The sequence below is a fragment of the Micromonospora sp. LZ37 genome, assembly GCF_059359015.1.
Genome location: NZ_JCADBL010000014.1, coordinates 41,562 through 60,577 on the forward strand (window position 1 = coordinate 41,562; position 19,016 = coordinate 60,577).

At 71.6% G+C, this 19,016-nt stretch carries 16 protein-coding genes; 12 read left to right on the forward strand and 4 right to left on the reverse strand.

The genetic code is table 11. The features are described from left to right. The first annotated feature begins 22 nt into the window (after positions 1–22). Entirely contained in the window at positions 23–958 is a 936-nt protein-coding gene (locus tag AC5L3Z_RS25035; protein ID WP_494845466.1) for an NAD-dependent epimerase/dehydratase family protein, read from the forward strand. 269 nt (positions 959–1,227) lie between these two features. Here the strand turns inward: AC5L3Z_RS25035 and AC5L3Z_RS25040 are convergent, their stop codons facing one another. Further along, positions 1,228–1,467: an acyl carrier protein gene (locus tag AC5L3Z_RS25040; protein WP_494845467.1), complete on the reverse strand. Its 240-nt coding sequence runs from the start codon at positions 1,465–1,467 to the stop codon at positions 1,228–1,230. A 2-nt stretch (positions 1,468–1,469) separates the two neighbouring features. Then, positions 1,470–2,177 carry a UDP-N-acetylglucosamine acyltransferase gene (locus tag AC5L3Z_RS25045; protein ID WP_494845469.1) on the reverse strand — a complete coding sequence of 236 codons (708 nt, stop codon included), beginning with the start codon at positions 2,175–2,177 and terminating at the stop codon, positions 1,470–1,472. A gap of 323 nt (positions 2,178–2,500) precedes the next feature. On the opposite strand from AC5L3Z_RS25045, the gene AC5L3Z_RS25050 reads away from it, so the two are divergent. The 7 genes from AC5L3Z_RS25050 to AC5L3Z_RS25080 are packed head-to-tail and all read left to right on the forward strand — an operon-like array spanning position 2,501 to position 9,034. Continuing rightward, positions 2,501–3,691 carry a glycosyltransferase family 4 protein gene (locus tag AC5L3Z_RS25050; RefSeq protein ID WP_494845471.1) on the forward strand — a complete coding sequence of 397 codons (1,191 nt, stop codon included), beginning with the start codon at positions 2,501–2,503 and terminating at the stop codon, positions 3,689–3,691. A gap of 2 nt (positions 3,692–3,693) precedes the next feature. Beyond that, positions 3,694–4,320: an acyltransferase gene (locus AC5L3Z_RS25055; RefSeq protein ID WP_494845640.1), complete on the forward strand. Its 627-nt coding sequence runs from the start codon at positions 3,694–3,696 to the stop codon at positions 4,318–4,320. Positions 4,321–4,353: 33 nt separating this feature from the next. Beyond that, positions 4,354–4,593, forward strand: coding sequence for an acyl carrier protein (locus tag AC5L3Z_RS25060; protein ID WP_494845472.1), 240 nt, complete (start codon positions 4,354–4,356; stop codon positions 4,591–4,593). Continuing rightward, positions 4,586–5,341: an SDR family NAD(P)-dependent oxidoreductase gene (locus AC5L3Z_RS25065; RefSeq protein WP_494845473.1), complete on the forward strand. Its 756-nt coding sequence runs from the start codon at positions 4,586–4,588 to the stop codon at positions 5,339–5,341. Before AC5L3Z_RS25060 ends, AC5L3Z_RS25065 begins: the two co-directional genes overlap by 8 nt. Continuing rightward, positions 5,338–6,759 (forward strand): AMP-binding protein, encoded by a 1,422-nt coding sequence (locus AC5L3Z_RS25070; RefSeq protein WP_494845475.1) that lies wholly within the window; start codon positions 5,338–5,340, stop codon positions 6,757–6,759. Before AC5L3Z_RS25065 ends, AC5L3Z_RS25070 begins: the two co-directional genes overlap by 4 nt. Then, entirely contained in the window at positions 6,756–7,802 is a 1,047-nt protein-coding gene (locus tag AC5L3Z_RS25075; protein ID WP_494845476.1) for a LuxE/PaaK family acyltransferase, read from the forward strand. The genes AC5L3Z_RS25070 and AC5L3Z_RS25075 overlap by 4 nt, the downstream gene beginning before the upstream one ends. Beyond that, entirely contained in the window at positions 7,799–9,034 is a 1,236-nt protein-coding gene (locus AC5L3Z_RS25080; protein ID WP_494845477.1) for an acyl-CoA reductase, read from the forward strand. Before AC5L3Z_RS25075 ends, AC5L3Z_RS25080 begins: the two co-directional genes overlap by 4 nt. A gap of 63 nt (positions 9,035–9,097) precedes the next feature. Here AC5L3Z_RS25080 and AC5L3Z_RS25085 read toward each other — a convergent pair whose 3' ends face one another. Next, positions 9,098–10,174: a lysylphosphatidylglycerol synthase transmembrane domain-containing protein gene (locus tag AC5L3Z_RS25085; RefSeq protein WP_494845479.1), complete on the reverse strand. Its 1,077-nt coding sequence runs from the start codon at positions 10,172–10,174 to the stop codon at positions 9,098–9,100. Positions 10,175–10,376: 202 nt separating this feature from the next. Here AC5L3Z_RS25085 and AC5L3Z_RS25090 point away from each other — a divergent pair, with 202 nt between their 5' ends. The 3 genes from AC5L3Z_RS25090 (at position 10,377) to AC5L3Z_RS25100 (ending at position 14,659) form a co-directional block, all read left to right on the forward strand. Next, positions 10,377–11,477 (forward strand): DegT/DnrJ/EryC1/StrS family aminotransferase, encoded by a 1,101-nt coding sequence (locus tag AC5L3Z_RS25090; protein ID WP_494845480.1) that lies wholly within the window; start codon positions 10,377–10,379, stop codon positions 11,475–11,477. After that, positions 11,474–12,439 (forward strand): Gfo/Idh/MocA family protein, encoded by a 966-nt coding sequence (locus tag AC5L3Z_RS25095; protein ID WP_494845482.1) that lies wholly within the window; start codon positions 11,474–11,476, stop codon positions 12,437–12,439. The genes AC5L3Z_RS25090 and AC5L3Z_RS25095 overlap by 4 nt, the downstream gene beginning before the upstream one ends. Before the next feature lie 147 nt (positions 12,440–12,586). Then, on the forward strand, positions 12,587–14,659 hold the full coding sequence (locus tag AC5L3Z_RS25100; RefSeq protein WP_494845483.1) for a DUF6077 domain-containing protein: 2,073 nt from the start codon (positions 12,587–12,589) through the stop codon (positions 14,657–14,659). 24 nt (positions 14,660–14,683) lie between these two features. Here AC5L3Z_RS25100 and AC5L3Z_RS25105 read toward each other — a convergent pair whose 3' ends face one another. After that, positions 14,684–16,795: a DUF6541 family protein gene (locus AC5L3Z_RS25105; protein ID WP_494845484.1), complete on the reverse strand. Its 2,112-nt coding sequence runs from the start codon at positions 16,793–16,795 to the stop codon at positions 14,684–14,686. Between the two features lie 445 nt (positions 16,796–17,240). Here AC5L3Z_RS25105 and AC5L3Z_RS25110 point away from each other — a divergent pair, with 445 nt between their 5' ends. After that, positions 17,241–18,998: a CDP-glycerol glycerophosphotransferase family protein gene (locus AC5L3Z_RS25110; RefSeq protein ID WP_494845642.1), complete on the forward strand. Its 1,758-nt coding sequence runs from the start codon at positions 17,241–17,243 to the stop codon at positions 18,996–18,998. The last annotated feature ends 18 nt before the right edge of the window (positions 18,999–19,016 follow it).

Genomic DNA, 19,016 nt, shown 5'->3' on the forward strand with positions numbered 1-19,016 from the left:
GCCTGAGAAGGGAACTATCCGAATGTCGAAGAAGGTCTTCATCACCGGCGGTGCCGGTTTCATCGGTCTGCACGTCATCCCGCTGCTGTTGGAGAAGGGCTACGAGGTCCGCATCTTCGACAACATGGCCCGTGGTGACCGGGCCCGGGTCAACGAGCTGATCAAGACCGGCAAGGTGGAGCTGGTCGAGCAGGACGTACGCTACGGCGGCGCGGTGCACAACGCGATGAAGGGATGCACCCACGTCATCCACTTCGCGACCGTCTCGATCAACAAGAGCCAGGCCGACCCGTACGAGTCGATCGACATCAACATGGTCGGCAACAACAACGTCTTCGCCGCCGCCGCCGACCACGGGGTGGAGCGGCTGGTCTTCGCCTCCTCGGCGTCGGTCTACGGCGACCCGAAGAAGCTGCCGATGCACGAGGACGACGAGCTGAACCCGCTCACCCCGTACTGCATCTCCAAGCGCGCCGGCGAGGACCTGCTCGGCTTCTACCAGCGCAGCAAGGGGCTGTCCTGGATGGCGCTGCGCTTCTTCAACGTCTACGGCCCGGGTCAGAAGATCGAGGCGTACTACACCAGCGTCATCAACACCTTCATCCAGCGGCTGCGTGCCGGCCAGGCCCCGGTCATCGACGGCAAGGGCGAGCAGTCGATGGACTTCATCCACGTCACCGACCTGGCCCGGGGCGTGGTCGCCGCGCTCGAGTCCGAGCGGGACAACATGCCGGTCAACATCGGCACCGGCGTGGACACCTCGATCGCCCAGCTGACCAAGATCCTGATCCAGGCGGTGGGCACCGACGTGGAGCCCATCTTCAACCCGCGCGACGTGCTGGTCAGCCGGCGGGCCGCCGACATCACCCGGGCCCGCGAGGTGCTCGGCTGGGAGCCCCGGATCACGGTCGAAGAGGGCATGAACGAGCTGGTGCGGAACTCGACCCCGGCCGCCTGAGCACCGACGACGACCCGACGGCGGGCCCGGCCACGGCCGGTGCCCGCCGTCGGCTGTCCGCCCCCGGATACGACGCGGCCCCCGGCGGTGGTGCCGCCGGGGGCCGCGAAAAGGCGTTGTCCGCCTGGTTCAGCGCACGAGACCGCCGTCCACGCCGACTCGGCACGTCGAGCTGGTGGTCGGTCGCGCCCAGCTCGGCGACGCCCAGCTTGGTCCGTTCGGCGTCGCGGCCGGTGCTGACGGTGACCACCGCCACCCGGCCGGTCAGCTCACTCGTCGACGCCGAGGCCCCGCAGCATGTCCAGGGCGACCTTGAAGCTGCTCATGTCGATGACCTGCTCGGTCTCCAACTGGACGTCGAACTCGTCCTCGATCGCGGCGACGAGGGTCATGTGGCCGAGGGAGTCCCACTGCTCGATGCCGCGGTAGTTCAGGCTCTCCACGTCGGTGCCCTCGGGCAGCTCCAAGGCGTCCACGAAGACGCTACGCAGGCGGTCCGACAGTGACATCGTCACTCCTTCTCCGAGGCAATGGACTTGGTCCAGGCGGCCAGCTCGTCGGCGACCTCGGCGGGCAGGCCCGCCGGCAGTTCGGCGCGGCCCTTGAGGAACTGCTCGAAGGCGTCGACCACCTCGTCGGCGCAGCCGCGCCGGGACAGGCCGACCCGGTTCACGCCGCTGACCCGGGCCGGGTTGCCCAGGCTGATGGTGAACGGGTCCACCGTGCGACGCACCGCCGAGCCCATGCCGATCATCGCGCCGGGGCCGATGTTACCGCGCTGGTGCACCACGGTGCCCAAGCCGATGTTGGCCCAGGACCAGACGTGGGTGTGCCCCCCGAGCTGCACCGCGTCGGTGATGGTCACCGCGTTGCCGAGCACGCAGTCGTGCCCGATGTGGCTGCTGGTGAGCAGGTAGCAGTCGTCGCCGATCCGGGTCGTCTCCTGGGTGCCCTGGTTCACCGTGACGAACTCCCGGATGACGTTGCCGTCGCCGATCACGACACCAGCACCCTCGCGTCCGCCCTCGGGATCCCACGCGGTCGGGTGCGGACCGCCGCGGTATTCGGCCGGCGTACCGATGACCACGTGCGGGCCGAACCAGTTGCCGCTGCCGATCCGGGTCGGCCCCACGATCACGCTGTACGGTCCGATGGTGTTGTCGTCGCCGAGCTCCACATCGGCCCCGACGACGGCGGTCGGATGGATGTTGTTCGCCATGCTTGTCCGCTCTGAAACGTGTGTCCGGCTGGTGGCCGCCGACCGTCCCGGGCCGGCGTCGGTCGGAGAGCCTACCGGATAGGGGGGTACGCTCCGGGCGGGCGGATGACCCGCGACGGTCCGTCGGCCGTTCCGCCGCAGGCCACCTGAGCGTGCCGTAGCGGTGGCGACACCGCAGGTAGGGATTCCCCTGTCCCCGCCGTGCTGCGGTAGCGTAGGCCGGCGTCGCCTCCCGGTGGATGTTCCGGCGCGCCCGTACCATCGACCGGTGGGCCTGTCCACCACCCCCGCCCCCCACACCGATCTCGACAGGAGTTACCGCTGTGCGGATCGCGGTCGTCAACAACTTCTTCCCGCCGCGGCCCGGCGGGAGTTCCCACCTCGCCGCCGCGTTGGCGGAACGCTACGCCGCCGAAGGCCACGAGGTTCTGGTCCTGACGGCCGCCTACCGGGGCGCGCCGGCGGAGGAGGAGCGAAACGGGTACCGGGTCGTCCGACTGCCCGCCATGGCGATGCCCAAGCTCGGTCTCTCCATCGACTTCGACATGGCCTTCGCCCTGGCCCGGCCGGGCAATCTGCGTCGGGTCTCCCGGCTGCTGGCCGAGTTCGCCCCGGACGTGATCCACCAGCACGGTCAGTTCTTCGACCTGAGCTGGATCTCGGGCTGGTACGCGCGCCGCCACAAGGTGCCGGTGCTGCTGTCGATCCACACCCGCCTGGAGAGCCCGGACCCGAAGTACGCGGCGTTGTTCCGTACGCTGGACTGGCTCATGGTCAAGCCGATCGTCCGGCGGTTCCGTCCCCGCTACGTCATCATGGACGAGCTGGCCGCCCGCTACTGCGCCGAGCGGTACGGCGCGACCACGGACGACTTCGAGTACATCCCGGTCGCGGTCGAGCCGAGCCGGTTCGAGGGGACCCCGGAGACCGACGTACGCGCCCGGCACGGCATCGGCGACGTCCCGCTGATCGTCTCGCTGGGACATGTGATCCCGCTGCGGGACCGGATCGCCCTGGTCGAGGCGTTGCCGAGCATCCTGGCCAAGCACCCGGACACGAAGGTGATGATCATCGGTCGGGTCTACTACGACGCGTTCGCCAAGCGGGCCGCCGAACTCGGGGTCAGCGACGCGATCATCACCACCGGCGCGGTGCCGCCGGCCGACGTGCCGGCGTACTTCGCCGCTGCCGACGTGGTGGCCCACGACCTGCAGGGCGGCGGCTTCGGCACGGCCAGCCTGGAGGCGATGGCCGCCGGTCGGACCACCATCGGCACGGTCACCGAGACCAACTTCCCCGCCGTGCACCTGCGCAACTGGGAGAACTTCGTGCTGGTCCGGCCGAACGACCCGGCCGACCTGGCCGACGCCGTGATCCGGTTGCTGGACGACCCGGAGGAGCGGGAGTGGATCGCCAAGCGCCAGCGGGACCTTGTGCACTCGCACTTCACCATGGACGTGGTCACCCGCAAGCACCTGGACGTCTTCGCCCGGATGGTCGGTGAGCGGGCGTGAGCATGTTCGCCGAGGACGAGCGCAGCAACCGGCTGCGCACCGGCATCCTCAACGACTTCGTCGGCAATTTCCTCAACGACGTGGAGCGGGCCCGCTACCTCGGCCTGCCCGACACCACCCGGATCCGTGAGCGGACTAAGATCGTCAGCCCGGAGAACCTGGTGATGGGGGAGCACTGCTGGATCGGGGAGAACACCGTCCTGGACGCCAGCGGCGGCCTGGAGATCGGTGACCACACCAGCATCGGGCTGAACTGCCTGGTGTTCACCCACTCCAGCTGGCTGGCGAACATGATGCTGGAGAACCACTCGGGCAGCGACCTAATCGAGCGCAAGCCGGTGCGGATCGGCAAGGGTTGCTTCATCGGCGGCAACAGCGTGATCATGATGGGCGTCACCATCGGTGACTGCGCGACGGTCAGCCCCCTGTCGGTGGTGACCAAGGACGTTCCGGCCTACAGTCTGGTGTCGGGCAACCCGGCCCGGGTGTTCCAACGCTATGACCAGGAGCACATCAAGGCCGAGGCGGAGCGGGTCCGCGCCGAGAACGCCGCCCGGCGGGCCGAGGCGCAGGCGCGCGGGGAGGCCCCGGCCTGGGGCTCGCCCGCGAGGCGCCGCGACGGGCAGTGACCACCCTTAGCGACCAACGGAGAAAATGCGATCATGACCCTCAACGACCGCCTGCGTAGCGTCTTCGTGGACGCCTTGGAGCTGCCCGAGGGCACCGACGTGGAGAGCCTGAACTACCGCGGCATCGAGCAGTGGGACTCCCTCGGCCACATGACCCTCGTCGCCGCGATCGAGGACGAGTTCGACGTCCAGTTGGAGACCGAGCAGGTCATCGACATGAGCAGCTTCAAGGTCGCCCTGGACATGCTGCGGGGCCTCGGCGTCGATGAGTGAGCTGACCGGCCGGGTGGCGGTGGTCACCGGCGGCACCCGCGGTATCGGTCTGGCCACCGCCCGCGCCCTGGCCGAGGCCGGCGCCACCGTGGTGATCACCGGCCGCGACGCCGAGCGGGCCAAGGTGGTCGCCAAGGGGTTCCACGCGCACGGCATGGGCCTGGACGTGGCGGACTTCGACGCCGTCGGCGCCACGATCAAGCAGATCGCCGCCGAACACGGCGGCCTGGACGTGCTGGTCGCCAACGCCGGCATCATGGAGAGCGGCCTGCTCGGCATGATGCGCGCGGACGACGTACGCCGCATCCTCGACGTCAACGTCACGGGGACGGTCGCGGCCGTCCAGGCGGCCGGTCGGGCGATGGCCCGCAAGCGCAAGGGCGCCGACGGCACCGAGCGGCGGGGTGGGTCCATCGTGCTGCTCGCCTCGGTGGTCGGCACGTACGGCGCGGCCGGCCAGTCCGTGTACGCCGCCTCGAAGGCAGCCGTGGCCGCACTCGCCCGGTCCGCCGCGCGGGAGTTGGGCAGTCGGGGCATCCGGGTCAACGCGGTCGCCCCCGGGGTGATCCGGACCGACCTCACCGCGTCGCTGCCCGCCGAGGTGCTGGCCAAGCAGGCGTCGGCGGCCGCGCTCGGCCGCCTCGGCGACCCCGACGAGGTGGCCGACGTGATCCGGTTCCTCGCCGGTGACGCCGCCCGGTACGTGACGGGTCAGGTGCTCGGTGTCGACGGAGGGCTCGTCCCATGAACCTGGTCGCCCCGTCCGCCCGCCTGATCGACGCCACCACCGGGGCTGTCCTCGGCGGCGCCGACCTCGCGGCTGAGGTGCAGCGACACGCCGCCGCGTACGCCGGGTTCCCGCCCGGGGTGGTCTTCGCCCGCAGCGGCACCTCGGTCGCCGCGGTCCTGCGCTACACCGGCGCGCTGCGCGCCGAGCGCCCGGTGGCGCTGCTCGACCCGGCGCTGGATCCGGCGGTGCTGGCGGACTTCGTCCGCCGGTTCGAGCCGGCCGCCGTGGTCGGCCTGGCCGAGGGCGGTGCCGGCGCCAGCCCCGGCGAGTGCCCCAAGCAGTACCGCGCGGTCGACGACCCGACGATGGGGCCGGTCTGGGTCCGCGAGCACGCCTCGGCCGACCAACCGCACCCGGACCTCGCCGTCCTGCTCGCCACCTCCGGCTCCACCGGGGACCCGAAGTTCGTCCGGCTCTCCCGTGAAGCGGTGCTGGCCAACGCGACGGCGATCGGCGCCGCGCTGGCCATCGGCCCGGACGAGATCGCCCCCACCAGCCTGCCGCTGTACTACAGCTTCGGCATGTCCGTGCTGAACAGCCACCTGGCCGCCGGCGCCACCGTGCTCGTGGTCGACGGCGGCGTGCTGGCCCGGGAGTTCTGGCAGGCGGTGCAGGAGCACGGCGCCACCTCGCTGGCCGGGGTGCCGTACAACTACGAGATGCTGCACCGGATCCGGTGGAGCCCGGCGAAGTACCCGTCCCTGCGGACCCTGACCCAGGCCGGCGGCAAGCTGCGCGACGAGATGATCCTCGCCTTCCACGAGAAGATCGCCGCCGTCGGCGGCCGGTTCCACGTGATGTGGGGCTGCACCGAGGCGGCGCCCCGGATGAGCACGCTGCCGGCCGACGCGCTGCCGGAGCGGGTCGGTTCCGTCGGCCCGGCGCTGGACGGCGGGTCGTTCACGGTGCTCGGCGAGGACGGCGCCGAGACCGACCGGCCCGGCGTGGTGGGCGAGCTGGTCTACCGCGGCCCGAACGTGATGATGGGCTACGCCGAGAGCGCGGCGGACCTGAGCCGCGGCGACGATCAGGGCGGTGTGCTGCGCACCGGTGACCTCGGCCAGCTCGACGAGGACGGTTTCGTCTGGCTACGCGGCCGGCTCAAGCGCTTCGGCAAGGTCTTCGGCATCCGGGTCAACCTGCACGACATCGAGGAGATGGCCCGTGACCAGGGGCCGGTCGTCGCGGTCTCCGGTCCGGACAAGGTCGTCCTCTTCGCCGAGGGGATCGACGACGAGGGCGGCAGGGCGCTGGCCGGCCGGCTGGCGGAGCGGCTCAAGCTGCACCGGTCCGGCTTCGACGTCCGTGCCGTCGAGCGGTTGCCGCAGTTGCCCAACGGCAAGATCGATTACCGCTCCCTGGAGGCGCAGGTATGACTCTCTTCACCCTCGACCAGGCCGAACGGGAATCCCGCCTGCTGCCCGAGCTGGTGGAGCTGACCGAGCACCACCGGGCCAACAGCCCGGAGTACGCCCGGTTGCTCGCCTCGCTGGGGCACCTGCCCGGCCGCCGCTACGAGCGCGTCGCCGACCTGCCGTGGCTGCCGGTGCGGCTCTTCAAGCACCATGTGCTCAAGAGCATCCCCGAGGACGAGGTGTTCAAGGTGCTGACCTCGTCCGGTACCACCGGCGACGTCAGCCGCATCTACCTGGACAAGGACGCCGCGTCGGTGCAGCAGAAGATGCTCTCCGCGACGCTGCGCACGGTGATCGGCCCACAGCGGCTGCCGATGCTGCTGGTCGACACCCGGGCCCTGTTCAAGAACCGGAAGTCGTTCTCCGCGCGCGGCGCGGGCGTGCTCGGCCTGATGAACTTCGGCCGGGACCACACCTTCGTGCTCGACGAGCACGACCAGCCCGACCTGGAGGCCGTGCGCGCCTTCCTGGACAAGCACGGCGGGCAGCCCTTTCTCATCTTCGGCTTCACCTTCATGACCTGGCTCTACCTCTACGAGCTGGCTCGGGACAACAAGCTCGACCTGAGCAACGGCATCCTCATCCACAGCGGCGGCTGGAAGAAGCTGGTCGACCGCGCGGTCGACAACGCCGAGTTCCGCCGCCGCTTCACCGAGGACACCGGGCTCACCCGCATCCACAACTTCTACGGGATGGTCGAGCAGATCGGACTGACCTTCCTGGAGGGCCCGGACGGCGGCGGGCTCTACTGCCCCGACTTCTCCGACATCATCATCCGCGACCCGCGCACCTGGGAGGAGGTGCCGGTCGGCACCCCGGGCGTGGTCCAGGTGATCAGCACGCTGCCCCGGTCGTACCCCGGGCACCTACTGCTCACCGAGGACCGTGGCGTCGTGCACGGCGTCGACGACGGCGTCTGGCCGGGCAAGCGGTTCTCCATCCTCGGCCGGCTGCCGCGCGCCGAGGCGCGCGGCTGCAGCGACACCTTCGCGGAGGCGGCATGAGCAAGGCCATCGAACGTTTCCCGGCCGGCGGCGCCATCGCCGTCGACGACCTGGTCGCCGCCCTGCGGGCCGACCCCACCGACGGGCCCCTCACGGTCGGGGACGAGCGGGTGGTGGAGTTCCTCGTGGCGTTCGCCCGCCGGCTGCTGCGGCCCGCCGTGGCCCGCCGGCACCCCGAACTCGCCTCGCTGGGCTTCTTCCTGCGGCGCGGCGAGATCGGCAAGGCACTCGCCCGGATCGCTGACGAGCCGGGCCAGCTGCGCTTCCCGCGCGGACTGGTGTTCCACGTGCCGCCGGCCAACGTCGACACCATCTTCGTCTACTCGTGGGCTCTCGCGGCGCTCGCCGGCAACAGCAACGTCGTACGCATCTCGTCCCGCTCCGCGGGGGCGGCGGACGCGGTGCTCGACGCTCTGAACGACACGCTTGCCGACGCGCATCCTGCGGTCCGGCAGACCCAGCGGATGGTCACCTACGGCCGGGACGACGCGGTCACCGCGGCGCTCTCCGCCGCCGCCGACCTGCGCGTCATCTGGGGCGGCGACCGGTCGGTCACCGAGATCCGCCGGCACCCGCTGGCGCCGCACGCCCGGGACGTGACCTTCCCGGACCGCTCGTCGTTCAGCGTGATCAGCGTCGCCGGCTGGCTGGCCGCCTCCACCGCGGAGCGGGACGCCGCGGCGCTCGGCCTCTACAACGACGCCTACTGGTTCGACCAGGCCGCCTGCTCCTCACCCCGGACGGTCTACTGGGTCGGCGACGCGGACGGGGTCGAAACGGCCCGCGCCGACCTGCTCGGCCGGTTGCGCACGGTCCTCGACGGCAAGCGCCCGGAGATCGACGCGGCGATGGCCGTGGAGAAACGGGTGGCCACCTACGGGCTGGCGATCGAGGGAGCGGCGACCGGTATCCGGTTCGACGGCAACGATCTCGCCACCGTGGAGCTGACCGCCCCCGGCGACATCCCGCGGCGCTGGCTCGGCGTGGGCACCTTCCCGCAGTCGCGGGTGGACGCCCTGGCCGACCTCGCCCCGTTGGTGGTCCGGCGGGACCAGACGGTCACCCACTTCGGCTTCACGCCGCAGGAGCTCACCTCCTTCGCCCGGGCGATCGCCGGGCGCGGCGTGGACCGGATCGTCCCGATCGGCGACGCGCTGAACTTCGCCGCCACCTGGGACGGCTACGACCTGATGCGGGAGTTCACCAGGATCACCAGCATCGTCACCCGCTGACCCGTACGCGCACAGGGCCGGTCACGCCATCGCGTGACCGGCCCTGTCGTGTCGTTCCGGCGCTCAGCCCGGGACGGACTCGCCGGAGGCGACCCGGACCACCTCCGGCCCGCTGCCGCGCAGCTGGCGCACGCCGGAGAGGGCCGCGAGGCCGGCGGCGATCACGTCCGCGATCGTGAAGATGAGGCGGGACGCCAGGGCGATGCCCATCGCCGCGCCGACGCCGCCGCTGTCGAGCAGGAACGGGGCGAGCGCGGCGACCAGCACCGCCTCGCGCACCCCCAGCCCGGAGGGGGAGAGGAAGGCGAACATGCCGACCGTCATGGCGATGGCGAACGAGCCGACGCAGCGCAGCAGCCCCTCGGCGCCCGGCGCGGCCTGGGCGTTCGCCAGCAGCCAGAGGTGCACGCCGAACAGGCTGTAGCCCACCGCGCTCCAGCCGACCACCCGCAGCACGCCCGGCCAGGTCAGCCGGTGCTCCAGCGGCGGTCGGCGGAGCAGCCGAAGCGCGAGCTGGACGAGGGCGGTCAGCACCCGGGGGACGGCGCAGATGAGTGCGATCGGGAAGAGCAGCGCCACGATCCAGAGCGCCACCCGGACCGACGCCGCATAGGTCGAGTCGTCGCCCCCGGCGGCCTCGCGCAGGGAGGGCAGGCTCAGCAGGCCCAGGCCGAGCGCGGCGGTGACCCCCAGTCCGACGGTGACCAGCGAGGCGAGGAAGGCCCGAGCCCGTGGCAGGCCGGCGCGCTTGCTCAGCTCGATCTGGAGCACGTAGGCCCAGACACTGCCCGGAATGTACTTGCCGAGCTGGCCGACGAGGCAGATCCGCAGCGCGGCGGCGACGGACACCCGGTGTTCGAGGTCGTCCACCGCGGCCCGCCAGGCCATCGTGTTGGCGACCATGCCGAGCAGGGCGGCGAGCACGGAGAGCGCGACGGACTGCCAGGCCAGCCCGACCCACGTCGAGCGGACCTGCGGCCACTGGTCGACCACACTCCACGTCATCCCGGCCACGATGGCGGCGATGACCACGACCCGGACGCCGAGGGACAACCACCGGCGGGTCCCGGAGGCAGGGGTGGATGCCGGGTCGGCACCGGAGGTCTGGTCGACACCCTCGCGGGCCGCCGTATCTACCACGGGTTACCTGCCTCCGCGTCGCGTTTCATCTGATGCAGGGGATGGGCTTGACAGAGCAAGGCACTACACTAGCCGAGGCCCCGCGCCCGTACGTACCCCGGCGCGCCCGCGCCGGACACCCCGAGCGGCGACCTTCTCACACCCCCGCGTCCGCCGCTGTTAACGTCTGCCCCGCTGCCACCGACCCCCGAGGAGAGACGCTGTGATCCCCATTTCCGTCGTCAAGCTGGACGAGGCGGCCGAACAGCTCGCGGTCGAGGTGATCCGCTCCGGAGTGCTGGCCCAGGGCCCGATGGTCGCCCGGCTGGAGCGAGAGTTCGCCGACACGGTCGGGGTGGACCATGCGGTGGCGGTCAACAACGGCACGACCGCCCTGGTCGCGGCCCTCGAGGTGCTCGACCTGCAGCCCGGCGACGAGGTCATCACCAGCCCCTTCACCTTCGTCGCGACGCTGAACGCGATCCTGGAGGCCGGCGCGACCGCCCGGTTCGCCGACATCCGTGAGGACGACTTCTGCCTCGACCCGGAGGCGCTCGCCGCCGCCATCGGCCCGCGCACCAGGGTGGTCATGCCGGTGCACCTGTACGGCCAGCCGGCCGACATGGGCGCCATCGTCCCGCTGGTGCAGCGGCACGGCCTGGGCCTGGTGGAGGACACCGCCCAGTCGCTGGGCGCCACCGTCGAGGGGCGTGGCGCCGGCAGCTTCGGTCTCGGCACCTTCTCCCTCTACGCCACCAAGAACCTCACCACCGGTGAGGGCGGCATGATCACGACCAACGACGCGGTTCTCGCCGATCGGCTCCGGGTGCTGCGCAACCAGGGCATGCGCCAGCGCTACCAGTACGAGGTCGCCGGGCACAACTACCGGCTGACCGACCTCCAGGCCGCGCTCGGCATCCCGCAGCTCGCCAACTACGGCGAGAACGTCAAGCGGCGCAAGGACAACGCCGCCCGGCTCTCCGCCGGCCTGGCCGACGTGCCCGGTCTGCGGCTCCCCACCGAGCTGCCCGGCCGCTCGCACGTCTGGCACCAGTACACGGTGCTGGTCACCGACGAGGCCCCGGTCTCGCGCGACGAGGTGATCGCCCGCCTCACCGAGCAGGGTGTGGGCTGCGGCATCTACTACCCCAGGACGGTCTACGACTACGACTGCTACCGGCAGCACCCCCGGGTGGTCGCCGACCCGGCGCCCGTCGCCGACCGGGTGGTCCGGCAGTGCGTCTCGCTGCCGGTGCACCACCACCTCGCCGACGGCGACGTCGAGCGCGTGATCGAGGCCGTCCGCAAGGCGGTCGGCGCATGACCGCCCCGGTGCGCTTCGCCCTGGTCGGCACCGGCGCCATGGGCTCGCTGCACGCCCGGGTGATCTCCCAGTCGCCCCGCGCCCGGCTGGCGCTGGTGGTCGAGCCGCGGGAGACGGTGGGACGGGAGATCGCCGACCGGTACGGCGCCGCCTGGGCGCCCGACCTCAACGACCTGTCCGACGTGGACGCCGTGGTCATCGCCGCGCCCACGGAGTTCCACCACGGGCTCGCCGAGGAGGTGCTCGCCGCCGACAAGCCGCTGCTGATCGAGAAGCCGGTCTGCGGCAGCCTCAGCGAGACCGAGGAGATCGTGGCCAACGCCGAGAAGCGGCGCCTGCCGCTGCTCTGCGGCCTGCTCGAGCGCTTCAACCCGGCCGTGCTCACCGCGCTGGCGCTGGCCCACAAGCCGGTGCACCTGACCGTCACCCGGCACTCGCCGTACGCGCCCCGGATCAAGACCGGTGTCGCCTGGGACCTGCTGGTGCACGACGTGGACCTGGCGATCCAGGTGTTCGGCGGGCAGGAGCCGGCCACGGTGCGCGGCTCACTGGGGCACTTCCACCCGGATTCGCTGCCCGGCGCGGAGGACGTCGCCGAGGCGGTGCTGACCTTCGGCGACGGCGGGCTGGCCAACGTGTCGGCGAGCCGGATCGGGCAGCGCAAGGTCCGTACGCTGGTGATCAGCGAGGTGGACCGGCTGATCGAGGCGGACCTGATCCGCAAGGACGTGACGATCTACCGGCACGTCTCGCTGGACGCCGCCACGCCGGACGGTCGCGGCTACCGGCAGCAGAGCATCATGGAGGTGCCGGAGCTGGTCTCCAACCGCGAGCCGTTGGCCGCCCAGCTCGACCACTTCCTCGACATCCTCGCCGGGCGGATCGACCTGGACGAGGAGCGGCAGCGGATCCTGCCCGCGCACCGCGCGGTCGCGGGCGTCATCGAGGACAACCAGCGCTGAGGCGCGGGGGCGGCCGAGGAGGGCGGGTCCCTCCCCGGCCGTCCGCGGGCCGGACGCGGCGAAGAGCTTGCGTGGTGCGAGTGGCCGGACGCCGACCGGTCACCTCCGCCGACCTGTTCCAGTCGGACCTGAGAGCAAGGTAGCCCTGTGTCGAAAGCCGGAAACTCCGCGGTGGTGGCGAACGAGCAGCGCACCGACCCGCTGCCCGAACGTCCCGCCGGGGTGACGCATCGCCTGCGGTCGGCCGTCGCGGCCCTCCCGCGGCTGCTCACGGATGCCGCGGTGGTGGCGTTCGCGCTGTACACGGTCCTGTACCACGCGGCGTTCCTGTTCGCCCTGCGGCCGTCGGCGACGTTCCTGATCTGGCTGGTGTGCTGCGTCGTCCTCGGGGCACTGTGGCTGGCGATCGCCATCCGGCGGACACGGGCCGCGTCGCGACCGGAGCAGGACGCGGTCGAGCACGCGACCACGGTCGAGCAGGGAACGACGGGGTGGGGCCGGTCACGACGGTGGTGGTGGGTCGCGTTGGCCGCGGCCGTGCCGGCCGCGGTCACCGCCGGACTGGACGGCCCGGTGCCGTGGTGGGTGCCGGCCGTTCTCGGCCTTGTCGCCTCCGCCGTGGCGGTGCTGCTCACCCGGCAGGCCTGGCTGGTCGCGCGGGAGGCGACGTACCGGGGCATGAGCGCCGCGCAGGCGGTCTACGCCCTGGTCCTCTCGGTGCTGGTCGCCGTCTCCTCGCTCTTCATGGCCCGCAACTCGAGGGACGACGTCTTCTACGTCGGCAAGTCGGTGTGGGTCGCGGAACGCGACCTCGTCCCGGTGCGGGACTTCCTCTTCACCGAGGGCGTCGCCCCGGGGCTGACCACCCAGCCGCCGATCTCGTCGATCGAGGTCTTCGCCGGTTCGCTCGGTCGGCTCCTGGGCATCCACGGCGCCTCGGCCACCTGGTACGTCCTGCTGCCCGTCCTGGCCGTCCTCGCGGTCCTCGCCCTGTGGCGACTGGTGCACCGCTGGGCGCCGCGCCGGCCGGTCCTGGCGTTCACGGTCGCCATCGCCTACCTGTACCTGGTGGTCGGCGGCGACGCCGCGCTGGGCACCTTCCACCTGCCCCGGCTCTACGAGGGCAAGGGCATGTTCGTCTCCGCGGTGGTCCCGCTGATGTGGGTCTACCTGACCGACTGGTTCGAGTCCCGCTCCCGCGCGAAGCTCTTTCTCATCGGCGCGCTCTCGGTGGTCGCGACCGGGCTCAGCTCGACCTCCGCGATCATCCTGCCGATCCTGGTGGGCGCGGCGGCGCTGGCGATGCTGCTGGTGGGTCGCTGGCGGGACGCCCTGCTCGCGGCAGCGGTGGCGCTGACCTACCCGGTCGGCGCGGTGGTGGTGGCGCGCCTGCTGCTCGGGTCGGTCTCCAGCGCCGGCGGCGAGACGCAGTTCTTCGATGCCGAGGGGACCTACCGGCGTACCCTGCTGGTGGGCGTGCTCGGCATCATCGGCGGGCTCGCCCTCTGGTGCGGGCCGATGGTGATCCGGCGGCGGACCCCGCAGCTGCTCGCGGCCAGCGCCGCGCTGACCATGAGCGTCCTGTTCGTCCCCGGTGTGCTGGAGCTGCTCGGCACGGTCAGCGGCGTCTCCGCGGTGCTGTGGCGGGTGCCCTGGATCCTGGCCCTGCCCGGCCTGATCGGCATCCTCTGCACCGTTCAGGTGCCGCCGCTGCGCCGGCTCGCCAGCGGGGTGATCGCGGCAGTTCTCGTCGGCTCGTTCGCCTTCTTCGGCGTGCCGATGTGGTCGGCGGGAAGCTTCGTCGAGGTGCGGCCGTATCCGATCTGGAAACTGCCCCAGCAGCGTCAGAAGTTGGTCCTCTGGATGGAAAGGCTGGATCGGCCGTCCGGACTGCTGCTCGCCCCCACCACCCTGATGCGGATCTCGCCCATCATCAGCAGCAGGCTCCGGGTCGTGATGCCCCGCGACGGCTACCTGGTGGAGTACGACCCCAACTCCGACTTCGTCAAGGATCGACTGACGCTCGGTGCGTTCGCCGACGGTACGAGGGACGTGCCGCTGCCGGAGGTGGCGGCGGCCGTGCAGCGGCTGGACGTCACGACCATCTGCGTCTACTCCGGTAACCGGAAGGCCCGCTCCGCCGCGGTGGAGCTCGGCTTCGAGGAGTTCGCGAGGCACAAGGCACCTGGCGCGATGCGCTGCTTCCGTCCCACCGGCTGACCGGGAGCACCGCCCCGGGTCGGCTCAGTCGCCCGGGGTGCCGCAGGCGCGACCCGTCTCGGTGACCCGGTAGATCCTGACCCTGTCGAACTGCTGGACGAGGCGTACCCGGTCGGTGGCGTCGAGCCGCGCCTGCGAATAGTGCTGCTGCCAGCCACCGGGCATCGCGCGTCCGCCCCCGACCACCACGTACTCGACGCCGAACCGGGCGACCTCGCAGCCGGCGGGCCGGGCCTCGGGGTTGTTCACCAGCCAGTTCCACGCGGCCCAACGGCGCTTGTAGTTGTCGAGGTCGAAGGCGGGCAGCGGGGGCACGCCGAACAGGGCTGGCGGACCGTGATCCACGTAGGACCAGGTCATGAACTGTCGGTGCCGGTCGTACGCGACGACCTTGCCGATCGGGGTGTTCGCGGCCAGCCACCGGTACGTGTCGGTGTACTGCGCCCCGACGGGCGCGCGACGCTTGAACTCGCCCCGGAGCGGATGCCAGGTCGCCGGCGCCGCGGCGAGCCCGCCGAGGACCAGCAGCAGGACGGACGCGGCGACCGCCGCTGGCACGGTCGAGTCGCGCAGGGTACGTGCTCGGGCCATCAGCCTGGCGGCGAGCCACTGCACGGCGAGTCCGATCGCCACCGCGCCGGCGACCGCGAGCAGGCCGTAGACCGGCAGGATCATCGACCGCAGTCGTTCCCGGACGCCGTACCAGAGGCTCGAGAGCAGCATGGCCCCGGCGGAGTCGGAGCTGGTGGTCCAGATACCGATCGCCGTGAAGAGGACCCCGGTCAACAGCCACGGCCGGGCCCAGCGCAGCTGGCGGAAGAGCAGGCACAGGGGAGACGCGATCAGGCAGACGACCGTGATCGCCAGGCCGATCCGGATGGTCGGCAGGCTGACGTCGTGGTGCGCCGCGCCCGGCGGGGGAAAGCCCAGCAGGACGTACCGCTGCGGGTCGGTGACCCAGTAGTCGAACGCCTCGCTCCACTGGCCGGGCAGAGCCGGCCCGTTCGACGCGCGTTCGCCGTTGGCGCTGGTGAGCGGGCCGAGGAACGGAATGAGCGCAGCGATTCCGCCGACCAGGGCCGCGGCCGCGCCGCCGACCGCGGCGCGGAGCGACATCGAGTGCCGTATCACCACCAGCAGGCCGACGGTGAGCACCGCCGTGACCACCACGTCGTAGGTGTGGGACATCACCAGTCCGGCGCCGGCCAGCCCGGCGAGCAGGCCGAGCCGGACCGGGTGGGGGCCGCGCAGCGCGAGGGCGCCGAGCACCGCGATACCCACGCCGATGCACGGGCCCGTCTGCTGCGGGATCCGCCCGGTGGACACGGAGTACCAGAGCGGGCCGAGGAAGGTGGGGGCGAGCGCCGCGCAGGCGGCGACGATCGGGCGGCCGCCTGACAGGCGGACCGCGGCGTAGACCCCGGCGACCAGGGCGAGTGGCCCGACCAGGATCGACCACGCGGTCATCGTGGTGCTGATCCGTCCGCCGGAGAGTTCGGCGGCCTGCGCCCAGGAGACGTTCGTGGCCAGTGGGTAGAAGGAACAGCTGAGCGCGCTCTCGGTGGATCCGGTGCTGCAGGCGGACGCGATCGTGGCGCTACCGGTGTCCAGGATCCGCCGGGTGAAGTATCCGTGGTTCATGCCGTCCCAGCCGGGCGGCGCGATGAGCCGACCGAGCAGTAGCCAGCCGTAGCCGACGGTCATCACTGCCGGCACCGCCAGGCCGAACATGTCCGCCCACGCCCGTCGGGCCGGCTGAAGTCCGAGGCGCGACAGCACCGCCGCCGTCCATCCCGGTCCTGCCGGCGGTGCTGCCGGTAAAGCGTCGCCCTCGAACGCTCGCCCCGGGTCGTGGGCCGGCTCCGCACGTTGCCCGTCCCCGTCCGTTCGGCCCCGGGAACCCAGACGGGAGGCGAGGACTGCCGCGCCGGCCAGGACCAACTCGGCGACCAGGACCGCTGAGGCGCTCTCCGGCAGCCCGAGCTTGGGCAGCCAGCCCATGGCCACCGTGGTGAGCCCGAGGGTCAGTGCGGGGGCTGCCGCCCACGCGGCCCAGCGGTAGCGCCCCGGCGGGAGCACGAACCCGAGCAGCATCCCGGGCAGCACCGCCACGGCCAGCGCGATGAGAGTCGTCAAGAGAGATTCCTCGCGGCAGGGAGCCGGCGACGCCGCCCCTCGGGGAAACAATAGAACAATGTCGAGGTCCCGTTGCTCCCTGCGGGCTCGGTGACCGCGCCGGCACACATTGCGGCGGCGGATCAGCCGATTCGCCCGATCCAGGGGCATATTCGCCCTGGAAGACTCGTCCACGCCGGTACGGGGTCTTGTGACCGGAGTGTCATGCGATACCCGAGCAGCGACCCGCCGACGGCTCGCGTTAAGGTCGCAGCGGCCAGTCCGCCGCCAGGATGACAGACTGAATTCAGGGGTCTGCGCCGGCACCACGTTCGCAGACCGGGTCGCACCGGTGGCAGGAAGAGGATCACATCATTCCGGCGGCTCACCGGGCCCGCACGGCCCGGTGTGACGCCGATGCCTGGCCGGGCCCCGCCCGCCATTGATCTCGTAGGGAGTGCAGTCCTTGTTCGGCACGTTATTTCAGCGGCTGGGGGTCGCTGCCCGCGGTGCGCTGCTGCTGCTGTTCTACCTGGTGATGCTGGTCGCGGGCGCCCTCGGCGGGGTGGTCGTGTACGCCCTCGCCGGACTCGCCGCCGTCGTCGGCGAGTACGTCGTGGACCGGTGGTCGGCGCCCTCCGTCACCCTGTTGGAAAAGGTCGGCCTCGGGCGGGCCTACCGTCAGCTCACTCGCGACCTCGCGACGGTGCTGCTGGTCATCGCCACCGTGCGACTCGACGCGCCGCAGACCCTCGCCGTCATGGTCCTGCCGGCCGTCGTCTGGGTGATCTCCATCTTCGCCGGCGCGCTCTCCAAGATGATCGACCGGCGTAACCCGGTGTCCGCGCTGGTCCGCAACATCGACCTCGGCCCGGTGCGTTCGGCGCCCCGGCCGCCGGAGTGGTCGGCCCAGCTCGCCGGCGACCGGCTGGCCTTCACGAACGTGCTGCTGGTACCCGCCGCGGTGGTGGCGGCGGTGACCGACGACATCATCCCGGTGTTCGTCGCCGGGGCGGTGGCCGTGCTGGCGACCGCGGTGGTCGGCCTGATCATCGCGATCACCTGGCTGCGGGGCCGGGGCACCGGGCAGCCCTCGCTGCTGCCCGCCGTGCAGGCCTGGCTGGACACGTACCGGCCGGAGGTGGCGTTCTACTTCGCCGGTCCGGCCAAGGACGTCTACCAGGCCAACATGTGGCTGGCGCCGACCGAGGCGCTCGGGCGCCCGGCGGTCGTGCTGATGCGCAGCAAGGAGGCGTTCAAGGAGCTCGCCGACACGCGGCTGCCGGTGATCTGCGTGCCCGCCGGGGTGGACTTCATGAACCTCGAGTTCGGCAGCGTGCGCGCGGCGCTCTACGCCGCCAACGTCGGGGCGAACATCCACATGCTCCGCGAGCCGGGCATGAAGCACGTCTTCGTGGGACACGGCGACAGCGACAAGCAGGCCAGCGTCAACCCGTACAGCAAGGTGTACGACGAGGTCTGGGTCGCCGGCCTCGCCGGCCGCGAGCGGTACGCCCGCGCCGGGGTGGGTGTGCTCGACGCGGACATCACCGAGATCGGCCGGCCGCAGCTCGCCGGCGTGCACACCTTCGGCGCGGAGTCGGTCGACCGGCCGTTCACCGTGCTCTACGCCCCCACCTGGGAGGGGTGGCTCGACGACGACCCGTACCACACCTCGCTGGTGCTGATGGGGGAGAAGATCGTCGCGGGGCTGCTGGCCACCACGCCCGCCGTCCGGCTCGTCTACAAGCCGCACCCGCTCACCGGCACCCGGTCCAAGGAGGCCAAGGCGGTGCACCAGCGGGTGGTGGAGCGGATCCGCGCCGCCGGCGGTGACACCGACGCCACCTCACTGGACGGTACCCGCCACCTGGTGGTCACCGGCCGCACGCCGGCGCTGTTCGACTGCTTCAACCAGACCGACCTGCTGATCAGCGACGTGTCCAGTGTGGTCTCGGACTTCGTGCAGAGCCAGCGACCGTACGTGGTGGCCAACCCGGGCGGCCTCTCCGAGGACGAGTTCCGCCGGGACTACCCGACGTCGCGGGCGGCGTACCTGCTCTCCCGGGACTGCGGCGAGCTGGAGAAGGTCGTCGCGGTGACCCGGGCCGGCGACGACCCGATGACCGAGGCCCGGCGGGAGCTGAAGACCTACCTGCTCGGGCCGGCCGAGGCGAACCCGATGGACCGGTTCCGGGAGGAGATCGCGCGGCTCTGCCGCTGAGTGGTGACGCGAACGGCG

Bases quoted from the DNA above. Each gene is read 5' to 3' on its own strand.
- AC5L3Z_RS25035 (WP_494845466.1), top strand. From the start codon at position 23: ATGTCGAAGAAGGTCTTCATCACCGGCGGTGCCGGTTTCATCGGTCTG.
- AC5L3Z_RS25040 (WP_494845467.1), bottom strand. From the start codon at position 1,467: ATGTCACTGTCGGACCGCCTGCGTAGCGTCTTCGTGGACGCCTTGGAG.
- AC5L3Z_RS25045 (WP_494845469.1), bottom strand. From the start codon at position 2,177: ATGGCGAACAACATCCATCCGACCGCCGTCGTCGGGGCCGATGTGGAG.
- AC5L3Z_RS25055 (WP_494845640.1), top strand. From the start codon at position 3,694: ATGTTCGCCGAGGACGAGCGCAGCAACCGGCTGCGCACCGGCATCCTC.
- AC5L3Z_RS25060 (WP_494845472.1), top strand. From the start codon at position 4,354: ATGACCCTCAACGACCGCCTGCGTAGCGTCTTCGTGGACGCCTTGGAG.
- AC5L3Z_RS25065 (WP_494845473.1), top strand. From the start codon at position 4,586: ATGAGTGAGCTGACCGGCCGGGTGGCGGTGGTCACCGGCGGCACCCGC.
- AC5L3Z_RS25070 (WP_494845475.1), top strand. From the start codon at position 5,338: ATGAACCTGGTCGCCCCGTCCGCCCGCCTGATCGACGCCACCACCGGG.
- AC5L3Z_RS25075 (WP_494845476.1), top strand. From the start codon at position 6,756: ATGACTCTCTTCACCCTCGACCAGGCCGAACGGGAATCCCGCCTGCTG.
- AC5L3Z_RS25080 (WP_494845477.1), top strand. From the start codon at position 7,799: ATGAGCAAGGCCATCGAACGTTTCCCGGCCGGCGGCGCCATCGCCGTC.
- AC5L3Z_RS25095 (WP_494845482.1), top strand. From the start codon at position 11,474: ATGACCGCCCCGGTGCGCTTCGCCCTGGTCGGCACCGGCGCCATGGGC.